At 70.9% G+C, this 19,168-nt stretch carries 20 protein-coding genes; 12 read left to right on the forward strand and 8 right to left on the reverse strand.

Features of this window, described 5'->3' with window-relative positions; all coding sequences use genetic code 11:
- Positions 1 to 4: 4 nt before the first annotated feature.
- Positions 5 to 1,402: a DUF6421 family protein gene (locus tag HLK59_RS01725; RefSeq protein WP_171139342.1), complete on the reverse strand. Its 1,398-nt coding sequence runs from the start codon at positions 1,400 to 1,402 to the stop codon at positions 5 to 7.
- A 383-nt stretch (positions 1,403 to 1,785) separates the two neighbouring features.
- On the opposite strand from HLK59_RS01725, the gene HLK59_RS01730 reads away from it, so the two are divergent.
- Positions 1,786 to 2,469: a glycerophosphodiester phosphodiesterase family protein gene (locus HLK59_RS01730; protein ID WP_171139343.1), complete on the forward strand. Its 684-nt coding sequence runs from the start codon at positions 1,786 to 1,788 to the stop codon at positions 2,467 to 2,469.
- A gap of 15 nt (positions 2,470 to 2,484) precedes the next feature.
- On the opposite strand, the gene HLK59_RS01735 is transcribed toward HLK59_RS01730, so the two are convergent.
- Positions 2,485 to 3,015: a GNAT family N-acetyltransferase gene (locus HLK59_RS01735; RefSeq protein WP_171139344.1), complete on the reverse strand. Its 531-nt coding sequence runs from the start codon at positions 3,013 to 3,015 to the stop codon at positions 2,485 to 2,487.
- Between the two features lie 70 nt (positions 3,016 to 3,085).
- Here HLK59_RS01735 and HLK59_RS01740 point away from each other — a divergent pair, with 70 nt between their 5' ends.
- From HLK59_RS01740 to HLK59_RS01750, 3 genes are all read left to right on the forward strand, one after another.
- A complete protein-coding gene (locus HLK59_RS01740) occupies positions 3,086 to 3,478 on the forward strand; it encodes a VOC family protein (RefSeq protein WP_171139345.1) in 393 nt (130 codons plus the stop codon).
- Positions 3,479 to 3,588: 110 nt separating this feature from the next.
- Positions 3,589 to 4,353, forward strand: coding sequence for a VOC family protein (locus HLK59_RS01745; RefSeq protein ID WP_171139346.1), 765 nt, complete (start codon positions 3,589 to 3,591; stop codon positions 4,351 to 4,353).
- Positions 4,354 to 4,442: 89 nt separating this feature from the next.
- Complete coding sequence (locus tag HLK59_RS01750) at positions 4,443 to 5,495, forward strand: aldo/keto reductase (RefSeq protein ID WP_171139347.1); 1,053 nt, start codon at positions 4,443 to 4,445, stop codon at positions 5,493 to 5,495.
- 24 nt (positions 5,496 to 5,519) lie between these two features.
- On the opposite strand, the gene HLK59_RS01755 is transcribed toward HLK59_RS01750, so the two are convergent.
- From HLK59_RS01755 to HLK59_RS01770, 4 genes are all read right to left on the reverse strand, one after another.
- Positions 5,520 to 5,999: a cupin domain-containing protein gene (locus HLK59_RS01755; protein WP_171139348.1), complete on the reverse strand. Its 480-nt coding sequence runs from the start codon at positions 5,997 to 5,999 to the stop codon at positions 5,520 to 5,522.
- A 128-nt stretch (positions 6,000 to 6,127) separates the two neighbouring features.
- A complete protein-coding gene (locus HLK59_RS01760) occupies positions 6,128 to 8,644 on the reverse strand; it encodes a cellulosome protein (RefSeq protein WP_171139349.1) in 2,517 nt (838 codons plus the stop codon).
- A gap of 117 nt (positions 8,645 to 8,761) precedes the next feature.
- A complete protein-coding gene (locus HLK59_RS01765; RefSeq protein WP_171139350.1) occupies positions 8,762 to 9,298 on the reverse strand; it encodes a MarR family winged helix-turn-helix transcriptional regulator in 537 nt (178 codons plus the stop codon).
- Entirely contained in the window at positions 9,295 to 10,908 is a 1,614-nt protein-coding gene (locus tag HLK59_RS01770) for an FUSC family protein (RefSeq protein ID WP_171139351.1), read from the reverse strand. The genes HLK59_RS01765 and HLK59_RS01770 overlap by 4 nt, the downstream gene beginning before the upstream one ends.
- Positions 10,909 to 11,070: 162 nt before the next feature.
- Here HLK59_RS01770 and HLK59_RS01775 point away from each other — a divergent pair, with 162 nt between their 5' ends.
- The 6 genes from HLK59_RS01775 (at position 11,071) to HLK59_RS01800 (ending at position 15,395) form a co-directional block, all read left to right on the forward strand.
- Positions 11,071 to 11,601 (forward strand): DUF5134 domain-containing protein, encoded by a 531-nt coding sequence (locus HLK59_RS01775; protein ID WP_171139352.1) that lies wholly within the window; start codon positions 11,071 to 11,073, stop codon positions 11,599 to 11,601.
- 75 nt (positions 11,602 to 11,676) lie between these two features.
- On the forward strand, positions 11,677 to 12,612 hold the full coding sequence (locus HLK59_RS01780) for a M56 family metallopeptidase (protein ID WP_171139353.1): 936 nt from the start codon (positions 11,677 to 11,679) through the stop codon (positions 12,610 to 12,612).
- Positions 12,613 to 12,669: 57 nt separating this feature from the next.
- Positions 12,670 to 13,341 (forward strand): phosphatase PAP2 family protein, encoded by a 672-nt coding sequence (locus HLK59_RS01785; protein WP_171139354.1) that lies wholly within the window; start codon positions 12,670 to 12,672, stop codon positions 13,339 to 13,341.
- Positions 13,338 to 13,838, forward strand: coding sequence for a hypothetical protein (locus tag HLK59_RS01790; RefSeq protein WP_171139355.1), 501 nt, complete (start codon positions 13,338 to 13,340; stop codon positions 13,836 to 13,838). The genes HLK59_RS01785 and HLK59_RS01790 overlap by 4 nt, the downstream gene beginning before the upstream one ends.
- Positions 13,839 to 13,847: 9 nt before the next feature.
- Positions 13,848 to 14,564, forward strand: a complete 717-nt coding sequence (locus HLK59_RS01795) for an HAD-IA family hydrolase (protein WP_171139356.1) — start codon at positions 13,848 to 13,850, stop codon at positions 14,562 to 14,564.
- Positions 14,565 to 14,717: 153 nt separating this feature from the next.
- Positions 14,718 to 15,395, forward strand: a complete 678-nt coding sequence (locus HLK59_RS01800) for a TetR/AcrR family transcriptional regulator (protein ID WP_171139357.1) — start codon at positions 14,718 to 14,720, stop codon at positions 15,393 to 15,395.
- Here HLK59_RS01800 and HLK59_RS01805 read toward each other — a convergent pair.
- Positions 15,383 to 16,882 carry a hypothetical protein gene (locus HLK59_RS01805; RefSeq protein ID WP_171139358.1) on the reverse strand — a complete coding sequence of 500 codons (1,500 nt, stop codon included), beginning with the start codon at positions 16,880 to 16,882 and terminating at the stop codon, positions 15,383 to 15,385. The genes HLK59_RS01800 and HLK59_RS01805 overlap by 13 nt on opposite strands.
- A gap of 97 nt (positions 16,883 to 16,979) precedes the next feature.
- Between HLK59_RS01805 and HLK59_RS01810 the strand changes: the two genes are divergently transcribed.
- Positions 16,980 to 17,618 (forward strand): DUF305 domain-containing protein, encoded by a 639-nt coding sequence (locus tag HLK59_RS01810; protein ID WP_240982121.1) that lies wholly within the window; start codon positions 16,980 to 16,982, stop codon positions 17,616 to 17,618.
- A gap of 28 nt (positions 17,619 to 17,646) precedes the next feature.
- Here HLK59_RS01810 and HLK59_RS01815 read toward each other — a convergent pair whose 3' ends face one another.
- Positions 17,647 to 18,108: a DUF6214 family protein gene (locus tag HLK59_RS01815; RefSeq protein WP_171139359.1), complete on the reverse strand. Its 462-nt coding sequence runs from the start codon at positions 18,106 to 18,108 to the stop codon at positions 17,647 to 17,649.
- A gap of 199 nt (positions 18,109 to 18,307) precedes the next feature.
- Here HLK59_RS01815 and HLK59_RS01820 point away from each other — a divergent pair.
- Positions 18,308 to 19,168 (forward strand): FAD-dependent oxidoreductase (locus HLK59_RS01820; protein WP_171139360.1); only part of this gene is annotated, 861 nt, incomplete at its 3' end.

The raw sequence follows: 19,168 nt of genomic DNA on the forward strand, positions 1-19,168 counted from the left end.
TCGCTCACGCGGCGACTCGCTCGGCGCTCTCCGCCGTGATGCCCTTGGTCGAGGCGATCACGTTCTTGAGCTTCTTGGAGAGGGCCTCATAGAACATGCTCAGCGGAAACTCGTCCGGAAGCACGTCATCCACGAGTTTCCGGGGCGGCTGGGTCAGATCCAGGGCGTCCGGGCCCTTGGCCCAGCGGGAGCCCGGGTGCGGGGCGAGGTACCGCGCCACCAGGTCGTACGCGGCGAACCAGTGGACGAGCTTCGGGCGGTCGATGCCAGCCCGGTAGAGCTCCTCGATCTCGGCGCAGAGCTCGTTGGTGACCTGCGGGGCGCGCTGCCAGTCGATGTGCAGCTTGTTGTCGGTCCAGCGGACGACGTCGTGCTTGTGCAGGTAGGCGAAGAGCAGCTGGCCGCCGAGCCCGTCGTAGTTGCGGACCCGCTCGCCGGTGACCGGGAAGCGGAACATGCGGTCGAAGAGGACCGCGAACTGCACGTCACGGGCCTGCGAGACGCCTTCCGCCTCCAGCTTCACGGCCTCCTTGAAGGCGGTGAGGTCACAGCGCAGCTCCTCCAGGCCGTACATCCAGAACGGCTGCCGCTGCTTGATCATGAAGGGGTCGAAGGGCAGGTCGCCGTGGCTGTGGGTGCGGTCGTGGACCATGTCCCACAGGACGAAGGCCTCCTCGCAGCGCGTCTGGTCGTGGACCATCGCGGCGACGTCCTCGGGCAGCTCCAGGCCCAGGATGCCGACGGCCGCGTCGGTCACGCGGCGGAAGCGGGCGGCCTCGCGGTCGCAGAAGATGCCGCCCCAGGAGAATCGTTCCGGCGCCTCGCGCACGGCGATGGTCTCCGGGAAGAGGACGGCCGAGTTGGTGTCGTAGCCGGCCGTGAAGTCCTCGAACTTGATGCCGCAGAACAGTGGGTTGTCATACCGCGTGCGCTCCAGCTCGGCCAGCCACTCAGGCCAGACCATGCGCAGCACGACCGCTTCGAGATTGCGGTCCGGGTTGCCGTTCTGGGTGTACATCGGGAAGACGACCAGGTGCTGGAGACCGTCCGCGCGCCCCTTGGCGGGCTGGAAGGCCAGCAGCGAGTCGAGGAAGTCGGGCACCTCGAAGCCGCCGTCGGCCCACCGCCTCAGGTCCTTGACCAGGGCTTCGTGATAGCCGATGTCGTGCGGGAGCAGCGGGGAGAGCTCCTCGACCGCGTCGACGACCTGCCGTACGACGGCCTCGGCGTCCGCGCGCCCGGGGGCGCCCTCGGCGGTGAAGTCGATCGACCCGTCCTTGGTCTGCCAGGGCCGGATCCGCTCCACGGCATCCTTGAGCACGGGCCATGCCGGGTGCTCCACCACCCTGGTCACGGGAGGAGCCTGCTCCCCCGTCGCCGCCTGCACAAGAATTTCCGTCATGTCCCATCCTCCACGGGAGAACCTCGCGTAAGAACACCGTATGCGTATGGGCTTCCTTCCAGCAAGAGCAAGCTCCGGAAATTATCCTGTGCAACCGCATGGTCACGAAACTTTTTCCTGCCGGATGTCATGAACACCGCTCGGATGGGTAGAGATGAACGTCCGGGCGGGATCACGTGGTCAATGTCCACAGGACTCGCCCACCCCAGGGTGACCACCCGGAGCCGTACCGGGCAGGTCCGCCCCTCGTGTCACCCCGATCCCCCGTGTACGCGCGGGTTCATCACCGGCCGGGCGCACTAGGCTGCGGAATCCGCCCGCGCGATCGTCCGCTCCGGTCCGCGCGGAGGCACGAGCCGCCGTCGACGGAAGCGAGTTGAACCTTGAACTTCCTTACCATCGGTCATCGCGGGGTCATGGGTCTCGAACCCGAGAACACCCTCCGTTCCTTCGTGGCCGCCCAGCAGGCCGGCCTCGACGTCATCGAACTCGACCTGCACCTGAGCAAGGACGGTGCCCTGGTCGTCATGCACGACACGGACGTGGACCGCACGACCGACGGGACCGGTCCGATCGCCGAGAAGACCCTCGCCGAACTGCGCGCCCTGGACGCGGGCGGCGGCGAGCGCGTACCCGTCTTCGAAGAGGTCCTGGACGCGGTGCGGTCGCCGCTCCAGGCCGAGATCAAGGACATGCAGGCCGCCCGGGCACTGGCCGAGGTCATGCTCAGGCGGGACCTGGTCGCCCGGGTGGAGGTCTCCTCGTTCCATGACGAGGCGATCGCCGAGATCTCCCGCCTGGTGCCGGGCGTACGGACCGCGCTGATCGCCAGCCGGTACGGGACCGACGTCGTGGACCGAGCCGTCGAGGCCGGTGCCGCGACCGTCTGTCTGAACATCCGCCGGATCACGCTGGAGGTCGTGGAGGCCGCCCGCAAGGCGGATCTCAGGATCATCGGCTGGGTGGTGAACACGCAGGACCATCTGCGGCTCGTACGGGCCCTCCAGCTGGACGGCGCGACCACCGACTACCCGGAGATCAAGCGCACCGGCCGCTTCACCGCGTAGGTCCCCGCATGAACGTCACACCAGCGGCTTGACCAGCAGTTCGAACTGAAGATCCGCGCGCTGCGGGACACCGAAGCGCTCGTCGCCGTACGGGAACGGGGTCATCCGGCCCGTACGGCGGTAGCCGCGGCGCTCGTACCAGGCGATCAGGTCGTCACGTACGGAGATCACCGTCATCTGCATCTCCGTGGCGCCCCACTCCTCGCGGACCCTGCGCTCGGCCTCGGCGATGATCACCTTGCCGAGGCCGCCGCCCTGGAGCTTCGGGCTGACCGCGAACATCCCGAAGTAGGCGTGGGTACCGCGGTGTTCGAGCTGGCAGCAGGCGACGATCCCGCCGTCGCGCTCGACGGCGAGCAGCCGGCTGTCGGGCGACTTGATGACCTCCAGAACGCCCTCGGGGTCGGTCCGCTGTCCTTCGAGGATGTCCGCCTCGGTGGTCCACCCCGTCCGGCTGGAGTCCCCGCGGTACGCCGACTCGATCAGTGCGACCAGGGTGTCCACATCGGTGTCGACGGCGTCGCGGAAGGTGAGTCCAGCGGTCATGGGGCGTATCTCCGCTCTCGGGCACGGCACGGGCACGGACGAGCGTAACGCCCCCGCTAGGCTCCGCCGCATGGTGCATGTACTGAGCGGCCGGACCCTCCTCCACCCCACCGACCCCGAGCGTTCCCGGGTCTTCTACGGCAAGCAGCTCGGCCTCGGCGTCTACCGCGAGTTCGGCACGGGACCCGAGCGCGGCACCGTCTACTTCCTCGGCGGGGGCTTCCTGGAGCTCTCGGGACGCTCCGAGACGCCCCCGTCCCGGTCCGTACGCCTGTGGATGCAGGTCGCGGACGTGACGGCCGCACACGAGGAGCTGGTGGCGAAGGGCGTCGGGATCGTACGGCCGCCGGTGAAGGAGCCCTGGGGGCTGATCGAGATGTGGATCGCCGATCCCGACGGCACACCGATCGTGCTGGTGGAGGTCCCGGCGGACCATCCGATCCGCTACCGGCCGGGCGTCTAGGGCCGCTGCTCCTGGCCGCCGGGCGGAGTGCGACGCCGGATGGCAGCGGCCGTCGAGCGGGGCTAGCGTGCGAGAGGGGACGCCCGCGTCGGCAGGAAGGCCGTGACGCCATGAAACTCGACAGGCCGGTGGCCGGTGGGCCCTGCTGGGCCGAGGTGGGAACCCCCGATCTGGAGGCCGGACAGCGCTTCTACGGCGAGCTCTTCGGCTGGCGTACGGAGACCGACTCCCGCGAGGAGATGGGCGGCTACACGATCGCGTACGTCGGTCGTCTCCCTGTCGCCGCGCTCGTGCCGTTGGGCGAGGAGCCGCAGCCGGTCACGTGGTTCGTGACCTTCGCCGTGGCGGACGTCGACGCCACGGTGGAGAAGGTCAAGTCGGCAGGTGGCACGGTGACGTTCGAGCCCGGGGACGTCCCCGGCATGGGGCGCTTCGCCTCCGTCGCCGATCCGCAGGGCGCCGGTTTCCATGTGTGGCAGGCGAAGGGCTTCGAGGGTGCCGGGCTGCTCAACGAGCCGGGCTCGCTGGGCTGGGTGGAGCTGATGAGCAGGCACCCCGAGCGCTCGGTGGACTTCTACACCACGGTGTTCGGCTGGAGCGTCGACGCCTCGGAGCACTACACGCAGTGGGGCCTGGACGGCGCCGACTTCGGCGGCATGGTGACGATGGACGACAAGTTCCCGCCCGAGGTGCCGCCGCACTGGCTGCCGTACTTCGCGGTGGCGGACGTGGACGCGAGCGCGGCCACGGCGACGGAGGCGGGCGGCACGGTCCTGATGGAGCCCACCACGGTGCCCGACAGTCTGCGTATCGCGGTACTGCGGGACCCTCAAGGGGCGGTGTTCGGGGTGTACTTGGCGGGCGCGGAACACTGATCCGCCGCCGCCACGAAACCCGCTTGCGTTGAAGTGCGCTCCAGCCCATAGCGTCGTACGCACGAACTGCCCGGAGGGGGAACCGCATCGTGCGTTACACACTGTTCGGCAGGACCGGTCTGCGCGTGAGCGAGCTGAGTCTCGGCGCGATGGTGATGGGGGAGGATTCGGGCGCCGGCTCCGACAAGGAGACCAGTGCGAAACTGCTGGACTCCTACGCCGACGCGGGCGGCAACTTCATCGACACCGCGGACATCTACTCCGGCGGCGACTCCGAGCGGATCCTCGGCGAGCTCCTCGAGGGACGGCGCGAGGAGTTCGCGCTGGCCAGCAAGTACACCTGCGGCACCCGCGCCGGGGATGTCAACGCGGCCGGCAACCACCGCAAGAACCTGGTGCGGTCGGTGGAGGCGAGTCTGGGGAGGCTGCGCACCGACCGGCTCGACGTCCTGTGGGTGCACGCCCGCGACAACTTCACCCCGGTCAACGAGGTGATGCGGGCGCTCGACGACCTCGTACGGACCGGCAAGGTGCTGTACGTCGGTGTCTCGGACTGGCCCGCATGGGAGATCGCGCAGGCCAACACCCTCGCGGAGCTGCGGGGTTGGACCGCCTTCGCGGGATCGCAGCTCCGCTACAACCTGCTGGAGCGGACACCGGAGCGTGAACTGCTGCCGCAGGCGCGGGCGTTCGGCCAGGCGGTACTGGCGTGGGCGCCGCTGGCGGCCGGGAAGCTGACCGGGAAGTACCGGCGGGGCGAGACGGGCCGGCTCGGCTCCTCCGTCGACAAGCCGAGCGCGCGGGAGGACGAGGTCGTCACCGCCGTCCTGGAGATCGCCGAGCAGGGCGGCTGGAGCCCGGCCCAGGTGGCGCTGGCCTGGCTGCTCCAGCGGCCCGGCAATGTCGTGCCGATCATCGCGGCCACCAGGGAACACCAGCTCACCGACAACCTCGGCAGCGTCGACGTCCGCCTCGACCCCGACGCGGTCACACGCCTGGACGAGGTGAGCGCGGTGCCGCTGGGCTTCCCGCACGACTTCGTACGGGACCCGGACGTCGTCCGGACGGTCTACGGCGACCGCTGGACGGACATCGACGACCGGCGCTCGGGATACCGGCGGACGGCGACCGAGGTCCTCTAGCCCCCTGGTCCCCTCTAGCCCCCTCTAGTCCACGAAGTAGCTGTCGTGCCGGACGCGGAACTCCTCCAGTTCCCCGCCACCGCGCCGGGTCATCTCCGCGACCCGCTCGAAGTACTCCTCACGCGGGGCGCCCGGGGAGAAGAGCATGAGCATGGACATCGGCTCGTCGGTCACGTTCTTGAAGGCGTGCAGGCCGCCGACCGGCACGTACAGGAAGTCGCCCGCGCGACCGGTGACCCACTTCTCCCCGTCGTAGAGCTCCAGTTCGCCCGACAGGACGTAGAACGACTCCGACATCGCCTTGTGGAAGTGGGTTCTGGCGCCGGCCGACCGTGCGCCCAACTCGACTTTGTAGAGACCGAATTCGCCGCCGGTCGAGTCGTGGGTGGCGAGGTAGTGGGTCGAGCCGCCGGGCGAGGAGAGGTCCGCGGGGGTGTCGGCGGGACGGAAGACGGCGTTCACCTCGCCCTTGTCGCCGTGGTAGCGGGGCTCGGGGTACGACATGGCGTGCTCCTTCCGGCAGGTCTGCTCCGGAAATGGTGGCCCGTTGCCCCCGGCGGCGGCATCGGGCCTCCGGACGATCTCCACGGGTCCGGGGAGGAGGACCGCGGACCTAGACCTGACGGCGGTCGTCAGGCGAGCGGCGTCACCGTCACCGAGTCCAGGACCGGGGCGTGGGCGGAGCGCTGTCCGTGGGCGTTCGTGCCGGTGCCGTCGAAGTCGGGGAGTTCGTCGGCGGTGAACGTGACGGTGTTGGCGCCCTGTCGGAGGGTGACGGGGACGGAGAGCTGCCAGAAGTTGTTGAAGTGGAAGGTGGTGGGGAACAGGACACGGCGTGTGTCGTCCCCGTTGACGGTGACGTCCGCGTGGCGGCAGACCGGGTCCGGGTTGTAGTGGGTGCTCGGCGGCTGCTCGCCGTTGGAGTAGCGGATCGTCAGCGCGTGGCGTCCGGGGCGGTCCGCCGTCACCGTCAGGGTGAGTGCGTTGGCGGCGCCGCGGCCGATGCCGTCGACGGCCTTGCCGCCGGTGGCGTAGGAGAACGCGGTCACCTTCGCGGTGCCGGTCAGCTGTCCCGCCTCGGCGGCGTACGTCGTGGTGGGCAGCAGGCCGCGTGAGGGGCCGACGGTGAGCTGTTCCGCGAGGAGCTCGTGCGAAGTCGCCGCGACCGTGACCTTGTTGACGCCTCCCGAGAGGAAGACAGGCAGCTCGGCGTCCCCGATCCGCCCGATCTCCTCCCCGTTGACCGTCAGCAGTCCCTCGCCGTCCCCGCGGAGGCCGACGGTCGCCTCCCCGTCGTCGGCCGCGTGCACCCAGAAGGTCGCGGTCCCACCGCGCGGGAGCACGGCGGCGGGGCCGCTCACCCGCGCTCCGCCGGCGAGGGCCGCGTACCCGGCGTCGTAGCGCGCGACGGTCCCGGTGTCGCGCAGGACCAGGTCGAGGCGGTCGACGACCGCGTCGCCCCGGGTGGTGCCGAGGTCGGGATCCTGTGCCGCGAGGGTGATCCGGTGCGGGCCCGCGGTCAGCTCCGCCTCGGTGTCGGTGTGGCCCCAGACGGCCGGCTTGTAGCCGAGCGGCAGCAGGAGCTCGCGCGGGTCCTCGCCGTCGACGCGCAGGAACACGTTGGTGGGGCCGTGCTCCCGCACCGGTTCGGCGAGGTTGTGCGCGTTGGCGTACACCCGGATCTCGTACGTCCCGTCCCGCGGGACCTCCACGTCGAAGGCGAGCACGCCGTCGGAGCCGGTACGCAGACCGCCGACGTGGTAGCCGCCGGAGGTGGCGAACTTGTCGACGTCCGCCGGGGATCCCTCGGGACCGTTCCTGGAGTAGCCGCCGCCGGTGTACGTGGCGTCCTCGGCCTCGTACGTCCGCCGCCAGCCCGCTGAAGGCTGTGCGGGGTCGGGTCCGTCGCCGCCGGGCGAGAGGATCAGCTGGTAGGCGGACATCTCGTCGAGGCCGGTCAGGGGCAGTGTCACCGTGCCGTCCACCACCGGGAGTTCCTCGTCCTTGAGGATCAACGGCTGGGCCGAGGCTCCGAGTTGGCCTGTCCAGGGGATCTCCTGGAGCCGTGCGCGGACGGTCGCGCCGAAGAGGTCGAGCCGCTTCACGACGATGTCGGCGGAACCGCCGGATCCCCCGAACAGCAACCGCGCCTGCCGCTTGTCCCGGTCGAGCGTGGCGACCCCCTGGAGCGTGTACTGGACGTTGGGCCGCGGCGCGGTCACCTCGACCGTGTTGCCGCTCATCTGGCCGTAGGCGTTGAACAGCCACCACTGCCCGTTGGCCTTGTTGGCCTCGACGGCCGAGTCGTTGAGGTTGCCGGCGATGTTCCAGTACGCCATGTCGGCGTCGACCTTGGACTCCTCGATCGCGGCGATCCACTGGATCATCTGCCCGGGGACGGACAGGTGGTAGTTGTGGGCGTACTCGTTGACGTTGACGGGCAGCGGCCCGATGCCCAGCTCCCGCTCCCACTCGCGGTACTCGGCCACGTTCGTGCGGACCTCGGCGGGCGAGGACAGCTCGTGCCAGGTGATCACGTCGGGCAGGACGTCGTGCTCCTTGGCGAAGGCGAGGAACCCCTTGACCTCGGGGTACAGGATGCAGGTGTTGGGCCCGGCGATCCGGGCGTCCGGGTCGAGGCCCTTGATCAGCCGGTAGGTGTCCCGCCAGGCGGCGAAGTAGTGCCGGGGGTCGGTGTGCCACGAGATGCCGTCGTAGCTCCACTCCCCCTCGCCGAACATGTTGCCCTCGGGTTCGTTGAACGGGACGTAGACGACGTGGGCCGCCAACTCACCCATGGTCAGGACCTGTTCGACCTGCTTGCGGACGCTCTCCGTGAAGCCGGCCAGCCGTTCCTCGCCGGTGGCGCCGGGCCACTCGTAGGGGAAGCCGCGCAGGATGTCGGGCATGTAGAGGTAGACGTCCTTGCCGCCGGCCGCGACGAAGGACGGCAGGATCTCCAGGGCGTCGGCGCCGGGGTGCTGGATGCCGTCCTGGGCCTTGGTGGCGACCGTGCGGACGTACATGCCCTCGACGACGGCACGGCTGGGCACACCGTCGCCGTAGAGGCCGTAGAGCGTGCCGCTCGCGCCGCCGTGGAAGGGGCCCGTCTCGGTGCCGAGGTCGACGGTGAGCGTTTCGGCTGCCACGACATCTCTCCTTCGTCCGGTATTTCGCACATGAGTCGGCGAATCGAACCGAACCTAGGGAGCGGGTGTGGATCACGTCAATGGAAGGGCCGGTTCCGAAATTTCCGAAACGGCCGATCAGACGCGGAGTGCTCCGAGGCGGCCTTCCAGCTGTGTCAGCAACTCTCCGAGCAGCGAGGCGAGTTCACTCTGCATCCCGCCGTCCAGGACGGACAGCACCGCCGTCTCGTAGGCGAGCTGCTCGGGCAGGATGCCGTCGACGAGATCGCGGCCGGCGTCCGTGAGGCGGAGGTGGGCCACCCGGCGATCACGGCTGTCGACACGGCGTTCGACCAGTCCGCGTTCGGTGAGCTGCTTGAGGCGTTTGGTGACGGCGGCACCCGAGGAGAAGGTCTCGCGGGCCAGATCGCCGGGGGTCAGTTCGTGGCCGGTGCGGCGGAGCGCGCCGAGCAGGTCGAACTCGGGGCGGCTGAGGCCGGCCCGGCGCAGCGGGGCGTCCTCGGCCTGCTGGAGGAGGGCGGCCGAGCGGTTGATGCGGCCGATGATCTCCATGGGGCCGGTGTCGAGGCCGGGATGGACGCTCTGCCACTGCCGGACGACCGCCGCGACCGTGTCCGTCCGCGGGCCGCTTCCCCTGCTGGTCTCCGCCGTCATGGCCGTACGTCCTCCGTCGTCGCGCTGGTCAACCGTCGTGTCGTCGCGGCGAGCGTACGGTGTCCGGCCTGTTCGGCGAGCACGACCCGCTCCTGGGGCAGGGCGCGCTGCCACCACTCGCCGGACGCGGCGTCCATGCCGGCCCGCAGTTCGACGAGGGCGGCGGCCAGGGTCCGGCGCGCCGACTCCAGGGCGGCGACGGGGGTGGGGTGCGGCTCGGCGAGGAGGCGGGCGGTGTGTTCGCGGGCACGGTCGGCGGCGGTCAGGGCGTCCTCGATGCGGTCGCCCGCGCGCCGGTTGGTGACGGCGATCGCGGCGGCGAAGCCGACCAGGGCGCCGACGACGGTGTCCACGATCCGCTCGGTGATCAGCCGGCCGGGCTCCTGGAAGCCGGCGAACTCGGTGATGAGCAGCGCCATCGGGGTGACGCAGACGCTGCCGAGCCAGTAGTTGCGGCTGATCAGCGCCTCGGCGCCGAAGTTGAAGGCGAGGCAGCACAGGACGAGGGCGGCCGGGCCGAGGTGGGCGAGCGGGACGACGGCGGCGAAGAGGAGGACGCCGACGAGGTTGCCGACGACGCGCTGGACGCCGCGGCTCCAGGTGAGGGTGAGGTTGGCCTGGTAGAGGGAGGCGGCGGTGACCAGGGCCCAGTAGGGGCGGCCGACGCCGAAGGCCAGGGAGGCGTATCCGGCGAGGGCGCAGCCGAGGGCGGTGCGCAGGGCGAGGGGGGCCAGGGGGCCGAGGCGGCGCCGCAACGGGACGCCGCCGAGGCCGAGTTCGGCGTCGATGCCGAGCAGTGCGCCCCGGTCCTCGGTCCGTGGGACCTCTCCGTTGCCGCGCAGGTCGCGCGCCCAGGTCCGCAGCCGTTCCGGGCCGGTGTCGGCGGGGGCGGCGAGGGCGACCTCGGCGCGGACGACGAGGCGGTCGAGGGCGCGGCGGGGCTCGGTGCGGGCACCCGCGGACAGCAGCGCCTGCCAGGCGGCCTGGACGGCGGCGGCCGCGGCGGCCCTGGCGCGGGGGTCGTCGGGCCGCTCGGCGTACGCGGCGGCGGTGCGCAGCGCGTGGGCGGTGGCTCGGCGTTCGGGGCCGTGCGGGCGGACCAGGCCGGGTGCCATGCCGATGAGCCAGGCCCAGACGCCCGCCGCCGCGGCGAGGGTGAGGTGGCCGGGGACCTGGGCGAGGGTCTGCGGGGCGAACAGGGCGGCGGAGCTGATGAAGGTGAAGATCACATTGCCGGGCGGGCCGATCCGGGCCGCGTCGCACAGCGCCTTCTGCGCCGCGGCCAGCAGGGCGCCGACGGTGACCAGTGCCACGGCGCTCGTGGTGAGCGAGGCGGCGACGAGGGCGACGGCGAGGCCGGCGAGCATGCCGAGGACGACCCAGGCCAGGGCGCGGGCCCGGGCGGCGTAGGGGCGGTTGTGGGCGTAGAGCGCGCACAGGGACCCGGCCATCGTGTACATCGCCAGATCGAGGCGGCCGAGCGCCAGCAGGGTCAGATTGGGCGGGGCGACCGCGACGACGACGCTCAGGGCGGGCTTGAACCAGATGTCCGAGGGCCGGCCGAGGCGCAGGACACCGGCGAGGGGAAGACGTGGGGTCGCGCTGCTCATAACCATAACCTTAACAGGTGTTTTACTCGTAAAGGATTTCACCGCCCCGCGCTGACCTGCCGTGCTCCGCCGAATGCTCCCCGTGTACACCCTTGCGCCCGCGTGAGCGCCACGCGGGCGGGGCATCGCATCCCTGACCGACCGTCGAGCGGGGAGGTGCGTGTGCACGGACCGGCTTCGCCCGGCTGGCTGCTGGTGGCGCTGTGTGCGGCGACCGGGGCCTACTGTCTGCTGCGGATGCGCAGCGAGGTCGAGGAGCAGCGCCGTGCGGCGGGCGGCGAGGCGCTCATGGGCTTCGGCATGGCCGCGATGGCCGTACCCGCGGCGGTGTTCACCCCGCCGCCGTGGGCCTGGTCGGTCTACGCCGTCGTGTTCGGTGCGGCGGCGGTGCGGGCCCTGTGGGCGGCCCGGGCGAGCAGCCACCATCTGCACCACCTGGTGGGGGCGTCGGCCATGGTCTACATGGCGGTCGTGATGGCCGCCTCACCCGGGCATCACGCGGGGGCCGGGATCCCCTTGCTGACCGGGGTGCTGCTCCTCTACTTCGCGGGGTACGTCCTGCTGTCCGGAGTGCGGCTGGTGCCCGTGACCGCCGGGGGCGGGACGGTCGGCTGGGGCGACCGGCCGGAGTTGGCGCGGGCGTGCCGGCTGTCGATGGGGATCGCGATGGTCGCGATGCTGGCGACGCTCTGAACTCCGCCGTGTCCTGCGTCACTTTGCTCTCGGGGGCCGTACCCCTGGGCGGTACGCCGCTCATAGGGTGCTCCCATGATGGTCCCCGCGGCACTGTTGCTGCTCGGCGCGCTGACCGCCGTCCTCGCCCCTCGGCTGCTCGCCCGGGTCGACTGGGTGGACCGTGAACCCGTGGTCGCCCTGTGGGTGTGGCAGTGCGCGGTGGCGGCCGTACTCCTGTGCTGCGCCCTGTCGATGACACTCAGCGCGGCGGCCGCCTGGCAGGCGGTGCGCGCCCATGTCTTCGCGCCGGCGCCGTCCGGGGTCGTGGAGGCGTACGCGCTCGGCAGGGGCGGCAGTTGGGCGGCGACGACCGCGGTGACGCTGGCCCTTGGCGGGGTGTGGAGCGCGGCGATGCTGGTCCGTGAGGTCGTACGGGCGCGGGCGCGACGGCGGCTGCGCCGGGCCGAACTCCTGGTGCGGGCCCCGCTGTTGCCCGGCGAGGAGCGCGGCGCCGGCCGTCTGGTGGTCCTGGAGGGCGGGCGGCCCGACGCGTGGTGGCTGCCCGGGTCGGCGCCCCAACTGGTCATCACCACCGCCGCGTTGCGCCGCCTCAAGGGGCGGCAGCTGGACGCCCTGCTGGCCCACGAGGAGGGGCACGCGCAGGCTCGGCACGACTGGCTGCTGCACAGTTCGGGCGCGTTGGCGGGTGGGTTTCCGCAGGTTCCGGTGTTCGCCGCGTTCCGCGACGAGATGCACCGGCTCGTCGAGCTCGCCGCGGACGACATGGCCTCCCGCCGCTTCGGGCGCCTGACGACCGCGCTGGCGCTGGTGGAACTCAACGAGGACCGGGGGGTGTTCGGGCCCTGCCCGACCCCGCAGGCCCATGTCCCGCAGCGGGTGAACCGACTCCTCACTCCCCCGGACCGGCTCACGGCGGTACACCGGCTCCGTCTGACGGCGACGGCGGCGCTGGTACCGGTGGTCCCGGTGCTGGTCGCGTTCGTGCCGGGACTGCGGGCGCTCGGCTAGCAGGTCGCCGTACGGCGGAATTCGCCTCCGGCCCCACTCGTCGGCGAGGATCGCGGTATGTACTCGCCGCCCGTCGACGCCCCGCCCCGCCCGCAGGACCAGCGCACCGCCCTGCGCTCGGCCGGTGTCCTGACCGTGTGCTCCGTACTGCTGCTCACCCTGGTCGCGGTCCGCTGGCACCCCCTGACCGGCCTCGACGAGGACATCGCGACGACCACGCACCGCTGGGCGGTGGACGAGTCAGGGCTCACCCAGGCCTTCCGCATCCTCACGGACTGGGTGTGGGACCCGTGGACGATGCGACTGCTGTGCACGGTGGTCGCGCTGTGGCTGATGTGGCGGCGTCAGGCGTGGTGGACGGCCCTGTGGCTGGGGGTCACCTGCCTGCTGGGCACCCTGCTGCAACAGGGGCTCAAGGCCGCCGTCGACCGCCCCCGCCCGGTCTGGCCGGACCCCGTCGACTCGGCCCGCTACGCGGCCTACCCCTCAGGGCACGCCATGACCGCCACGGTCGTCTGCGGCCTCCTGCTGTGGCTCCTGCACCACTACGGCGCCGACCGCCGCGTCTTCCGTACGGTCCTGGCCGTCTGCGTGTTCTCCGTCGTCGGTGTCGGTCTCACCCGTATCTGGCTCGGCGTCCACTGGGCCTCGGACGTCGTGGGCGGCTGGCTGCTGGGGATGCTCGTGGTGGCCGTCGCGGTGCTCGTGCACGGACGTCGCGGCACATGAGCTACCGCTACGTGGGACCGGCGGAGATCTCGGCGGCGGTCCGCCCCGGCTCCGAGGGCCGTGCCATCGGCTCACCGGGTGACCTGGGCGCCTGGGTGACCGAGCGCGGCGAGGCCGAGGCGCGGGAACCGTACACCTTCGTCGTGGACCTGGACGGCCGGCTGCGGCTCGCGCCGCGGCGCAGCGAGCATGTGGCCTGCGCCGGCGGCCGGCCCGTCCTGGCGGCGGGCGAGATCGCCTTCGGCCGCACGTCCGGGCGGTGGTCGACCCACGAGATCAGCAACCAGTCGACCGGCTACTGTCCGGACCTCGGTTCGTGGCACGCGGTCGCCCGGGCCCTGGAGGACGCCGGTGTCGGTCATGGCGGCCGCTTCACCCACGAGGTGGTGTTCCGTCGCTGCGAGGCGTGCCAGGAGTGCTCGGTGGTGCGTGAGGACGACTTCGTGTGCGTGTTCTGCGGCAGCGATCTTCCGGTCGAGTGGAACGTCGACTCGTAGGATCTCCGCATGATCGCCGTGCTGTTCGACTTCTCCGGGACCCTGTTCCGCATCGAGTCCACCGAGTCCTGGCTGCGCGGAACGCTCGCGGAGGCCGGGATCGCGCTCCCCGAGGCCGAGATCGCCGCGACGGCGAGGGCGCTGGAGGTGGCGGGGGCGCTGCCCGGCGGGGCGAATCCGGTGCGGGTGCCCGAGGAGCTGGCCGGCCGGTGGGCGACCCGGGACGAGAGCGCCGAACTGCACCGGGCCACCTACACCGGGCTCTCCCGGCAGGTGCCGTTGCCCGACCCGCGGCTGCACGACCGGCTCTACGACCGGCACCGGTCACCGTCCGCCTGGCAGCCCTACCCGGACACCGCCGAGGTGCTCCGGGCACTGCGCGAGCGCGGGATCGGCGTCGGGATCGTGAGCAACATCGGCTGGGACCTGCGGCCCGTGTTCCGGGAGCACGGCCTCGACCCGTACGTCGACGCCTACGCCCTGTCGTACGAGCACGGCGTCCAGAAGCCGGACCCACGACTGTTCGCCCTCGCCTGCGAGGCACTGGGGGCCGAACCGCACAGGACCCTGATGGTCGGTGACGACCGGCGGGCCGACGGCGGTGCGGCAGCGCTGGGATGCGGGGTGCACTTCGTGGACCATCTGCCGGTGACCGAGCGCCCGGACGGGCTGCTGGCGGTGCTGGATCTCGTGGACGGAGCGCGGAAGGACGCCGCCGGTAAGTAGCCTCAGGCCACCACCGGGGCGGAAGAGCCGCCCGCCTCGGGCGATCCCCCGCGTCGCCCGAGACAGGCGGCAGCCCTGACCAGCCGTTTCACCGGCCGGTCCGGACGTGCTGAGTATAGTTGGCTGGTAACCAGTCAACGCAGGAGTTACAGCATGTCCCCGCGCAGCGCCTCGGTCAATGAAGAGTTGCGCCGGCGTTCCCGGGAGCGGCTCCTGCAGGCCGCGCTCGAACTGGTCTCCGAGCACGGCTATGAGGCGACGACGCTCGGCGACATCGCGGACCGGGCCGGTTCGGCGCGCGGGCTGACGTCGTACTACTTCCCCGGCAAGCGCCAGCTCGTACAGTCCGCCGTGCACCGGCTGATGCACCGCACGCTGGAGGAGGCGCTGGAGCGCGAGCCGCGTACCGACGACGGCGAGGAGCGGATGGCGCGGGCCATCGACGCGATCCTGGGCCTGGCCAGGGAGCGGCCCGTGCTGATGCGCCAGCACATGGCCGGACTGCTCCAGGCCGAGGGCTTCATGCCGTGCCCGGAACAGCGCCGCCTGGCCGAACTGCTACGGGACACCGTCGCCCGCAACGGCTCGAAGGACGTCGACGCCGACTATCCGATGCTGCGCGCCCTGCTCATGGGCTCGGTCTACGCCGCCCTGGTGCCCGGTGTGCCGATGCCGATCCCGGTGCTGCGGGCCGAGTTGTTCGGGCGCTACCGGCTGGACTGGGAGCTGGGCGTCCCGCCGGACACCGATGAGGCGTCCGGCGGGACGTACGAGACCGATCTGTCGCGCTTCTTCGAGACCGGGGATCCCGCGGCCGGTCAGTCGAAGTAGTCCGGCTGCGTCTGGACGTTGAGCTCGCCCAGCCGGACCCACTTGGCCGCGTCCGTGCGGCGGTCCTTGATCTTCAGGACGTCGAAGCCCTTGGAGATGTCGTTCGAGTAGATGTAGCCGTTGTAGTAGTACGCCGACCAGGGACCGGCGGTGGTGAGCTGCTCGGTGTTCACCGGGCCGCGCTCGAAGTAGGCGATCTCCTTCGGCTTCGAGGAGTCGGTGAAGTCCCAGACGGAGACTCCGCCCTGGTACCAGGCCTGGACCATGATGTCCTTGCCCTTGACCGGGATCAGCGAGCCGTTGTGGGCGACACAGACCTCGACGTCGGCCTGGTGGCGGGGGATCTTGAAGTAGCTGCGGAAGACCAGCTTGCGCTTGTCGCCCTTGCCGACGATGTCGTAGATGCCGTCGGCGCCGCGGTTCGGACCGATCGCCGCGTTGCAGGTGGCCGCGCCGCCGCCGCCCAACTCGTCGGTGAAGACGACCTTGTCGGCCTTCTGGTTGAAGGTCGCCGAGTGCCAGAACGCGAAGTTGACGTTGTCCTGCACCCGGTCGATGACCTTCGGGTTCTCGGGGTCCTTGATGGAGAACAGGATGCCGTCGCCCATGCAGGCGCCCGCCGCGAGGTCCTTCGAGGGCAGCACCGTGATGTCGTGGCAGCCGGTGGTCTTGGAGACGCCGGGGTTGGTGGGCCCACCGGGGTTGCCGCCGCCGTCCGGGCCCTCACCCGGGAACAGCACCGGGAAGCTCACGACCGCCGCCTTCTCCGGGGCGCCACGCGGCACCTTGATGACGGAGATGCCGTCGTGCGGCGGCTGGCAGTCGGGGTAGGCGGCGTTCGGCGAGTACGAGGAGACGTAGACGTAGACGTTCTTGCGCTCGGGGACCAGCGTGTGGGTGTGCGAGCCGCAGGCGGTCTCGACGGCGGCGACGTACTTCGGGTTCGCCTTGTCGCTGATGTCGAAGACCTTCATGCCCTCCCAGGAGGACTTCTCCGTCGCGGGCTGCGTGGTGCTGTTGCAACTGTTGTCGGTGCGCGAGGAATCGGTCGACAGGAAGAGCAGGTTGCCGGAGACCGAGATGTCGTTCTGGGAACCGGGGCACAGGACCTGGGAAACGATCTTCGGTGCCTTCGGGTCGCTGATGTCGTAAGTGACGAAGCCGTCGAAATTACCGGAGAAGGCGTACTTGCCCTGGAACGCCAGGTCCGAGTTGATACTCGCGAAGGCCTTGGGCGAGTTGGCGACATGCTCGATGTTGCCGGAGTGGACGATCTCGTCCTTGCCGGGTATCTCCCCGTCGGCTATCGCGGCCCGGACCTCGGCCTCGGTGCTCCGGGACACTTCCTCGCCCACGGTGGAGCCGTCCCCCGGGTCGGGGGTCGCGGCCGCCGGTCCCGCCGTCAGCAGCGCCGCCAGGAGTCCGGCCGCGGCCGTGGCAACTCCCAGTCGTCTGTGCCGCGTTCGGGGATTCTTCAACAGGATCACTGTTTCCTCCCTAGTTCCGTTCACCTCGGAACGGGTCACGCACCACCGAAGTATTGTCTTCGCCATGCACATACCAACAGGGGGCAACAAGATCGCAATGAAGTTTTTCGCCCCGGTGGCCCTCACCGCCCTCGCGATGCTGGGACTCGGGGCCTGCGACGCGGACTCGGACGCGAAGCCGGCCCCGAGCGGACCGTCGGTGCTCGTGCCCGGCAAGCCCGGCGAGGCGAACCGCACCCTCTCCGCCGACGAGGCCGCGGACCAGCGCGCCGAGGACGACTCCCCCAACTCCGCGGACGTCTCGTACGCCCGGATGATGATCGAGCACCACACACAGGCTCTGGAGCTGACCGAACTCGTCCCGGAGCGCGCCGAGTCCAAGAAGGTCGAGAGGCTGGCCGAGCGGATCGCGGCGGCCCAGGGGCCGGAGATCGCCGCCATGCGGAGCTGGCTCAAGACGTACGGCAAGGAGGAGGAAGACGAGAAGGGCGACGCGCACGACCATTCCTCGATGCCGGGGATGGCCACCGAGGCACAGATCGACAAGCTGCGGGCCGCCAAGGGCAAGGCCTTCGACGAGCTCTTCCTCACCCTGATGATCACGCATCACGAAGGGGCGATCACCATGGCCGCCGACGTGAAGGGGCAGGGCAACAACATCCGGATCGAGGAGATGGCCGACGACGTGGTCGCCCAGCAGACGGCCGAGATCTCCCGGATGCGGGACATGCAGTAGAAGGCCCCACCGACCTCAACCGCCCTGTCTAGCGCCGTGCGTGACGTGGCGTCAGGTAACCGGCGTCGCGCGCCTGCGCGATCATCCTGAGCGACTTGCGGCGACTGTGGCCGGTCGCGCACATCACCGCGAGCACCGGGTCGACACCCTCGTCCTGGGCCGCGCGGTACTCCTGGGCGAGCAGCCAGCGGCCCTCGGCGCCGCGCGGCCAGGCGGGCCGGGCGCGCCGCGATCCGGCCTGTTCGTCGTCCTCGTCCGCCGGTCCGGCACCGCACGCCTCGCAGAGCGGGCCCTCGATCCAGTCGGCGAACACCGCGAGGTCGTCGAGGGAGAGCGCCGGCTGGGCCCGGACGTCCTCGATCGAGACCTGCCCCTCGGCCACGACGGCGAGCGCGTCGACCCGGGCGCCGTCGGTGAACGCCAGCCGGACGTTGAACCAGACTGTCGCGCCCTCACCCTCCTGCACTTCCCACGCGGGCCACACGGACACCGCGCCGTCCGTCGGGCAACGATCAGAAAGATTAAGAAACGATGCTTCTAGCACACACGCAACGTAACCGCATGATCACTTTCCATACCAACGGACACGCGTCCACGGACCCGTACGGCACCCTGTCAGCGCAGCGGCGACGGTGCGATGCTGGAGACATCAGCGATCTCCTCTGATCCCTCGGGTAAGGAGTACCGCCGTGCTTCGTGTCGCCGTCGTCGGCTCCGGGCCGAGCGGGTGCTACACCGCCCAGAGTCTCGTCCAGCTCGATCCGTCGGCCCGCGTCGACGTCCTGGACCGGCTGCCCTGCCCATACGGACTGGTGCGCTACGGGGTGGCGCCGGACCACGAGAAGATCAAGTCCCTCCAGAACAATCTGCGCACGGTCCTGGAGCACGAGCGGGTGCGCTTCCTCGGCGGTGTGCGGGTGGGCGAGGACGGGGTGTCCGCCGCCCGGCTGCGGGAGCTGTACCACGCGGTCGTGTACTGCGTGGGGGCCGCCACCGACCGGCATCTGGGCGTACCCGGCGAGAACCTGCCGGGCAGTTGGTCGGCGACCGAGTTCGTGTCCTGGTACAGCGCCCATCCGGACGCCGTGGACGACGGATTCGTACGCGGTGCCCGCTCGGCCGTGGTCATCGGCGTGGGGAACGTCGCGGTCGACGTGGCCCGGATGCTCGCCCGGGGCGCGGCGGAGCTGAGCCCCACGGACATGCCGCAGGCGGCGTTCGACGCGCTGGCGGCGAGCCGGGTGTCCGAGGTGCACATGGTGGGTCGGCGCGGCCCCTCCCAGGCCCGCTTCACCACCAAGGAGCTGCGCGAGCTGGGCGGTCTTCCGGACACCGAAGTGAGCGTGGATCCCGAGGAGTTGGCGCTGGACCCGGCATTCCTCGACCCCTCCGCGCTGCCCGCCGCGCAGCGCCGCAACGTGGAGGTGCTGCGCGGCTGGGCCACGACCCCCGGGCGGTCCGCCGCACGCCGGATCCGTATGCGCTTCTTCCTGCGTCCCGTCGAACTCCTCGCCGAGAAAGGGCGGGTGGGCGTGGTGCTGTCTCTTTTC

Source organism: Streptomyces sp. S3(2020) (assembly GCF_013044505.1).
Classification (GTDB): domain Bacteria; phylum Actinomycetota; class Actinomycetes; order Streptomycetales; family Streptomycetaceae; genus Streptomyces.

Bases quoted from the DNA above. Each gene is read 5' to 3' on its own strand.
- HLK59_RS01740 (WP_171139345.1), top strand. From the start codon at position 3,086: ATGGTGCATGTACTGAGCGGCCGGACCCTCCTCCACCCCACCGACCCC.
- HLK59_RS01770 (WP_171139351.1), bottom strand. From the start codon at position 10,908: ATGAGCAGCGCGACCCCACGTCTTCCCCTCGCCGGTGTCCTGCGCCTC.
- HLK59_RS01785 (WP_171139354.1), top strand. From the start codon at position 12,670: ATGTACTCGCCGCCCGTCGACGCCCCGCCCCGCCCGCAGGACCAGCGC.
- HLK59_RS01755 (WP_171139348.1), bottom strand. From the start codon at position 5,999: ATGTCGTACCCCGAGCCCCGCTACCACGGCGACAAGGGCGAGGTGAAC.
- HLK59_RS01735 (WP_171139344.1), bottom strand. From the start codon at position 3,015: ATGACCGCTGGACTCACCTTCCGCGACGCCGTCGACACCGATGTGGAC.
- HLK59_RS01795 (WP_171139356.1), top strand. From the start codon at position 13,848: ATGATCGCCGTGCTGTTCGACTTCTCCGGGACCCTGTTCCGCATCGAG.
- HLK59_RS01725 (WP_171139342.1), bottom strand. From the start codon at position 1,402: ATGACGGAAATTCTTGTGCAGGCGGCGACGGGGGAGCAGGCTCCTCCC.
- HLK59_RS01800 (WP_171139357.1), top strand. From the start codon at position 14,718: ATGTCCCCGCGCAGCGCCTCGGTCAATGAAGAGTTGCGCCGGCGTTCC.
- HLK59_RS01765 (WP_171139350.1), bottom strand. From the start codon at position 9,298: ATGACGGCGGAGACCAGCAGGGGAAGCGGCCCGCGGACGGACACGGTC.
- HLK59_RS01745 (WP_171139346.1), top strand. From the start codon at position 3,589: ATGAAACTCGACAGGCCGGTGGCCGGTGGGCCCTGCTGGGCCGAGGTG.
- HLK59_RS01790 (WP_171139355.1), top strand. From the start codon at position 13,338: ATGAGCTACCGCTACGTGGGACCGGCGGAGATCTCGGCGGCGGTCCGC.
- HLK59_RS01780 (WP_171139353.1), top strand. From the start codon at position 11,677: ATGATGGTCCCCGCGGCACTGTTGCTGCTCGGCGCGCTGACCGCCGTC.
- HLK59_RS01810 (WP_240982121.1), top strand. From the start codon at position 16,980: ATGAAGTTTTTCGCCCCGGTGGCCCTCACCGCCCTCGCGATGCTGGGA.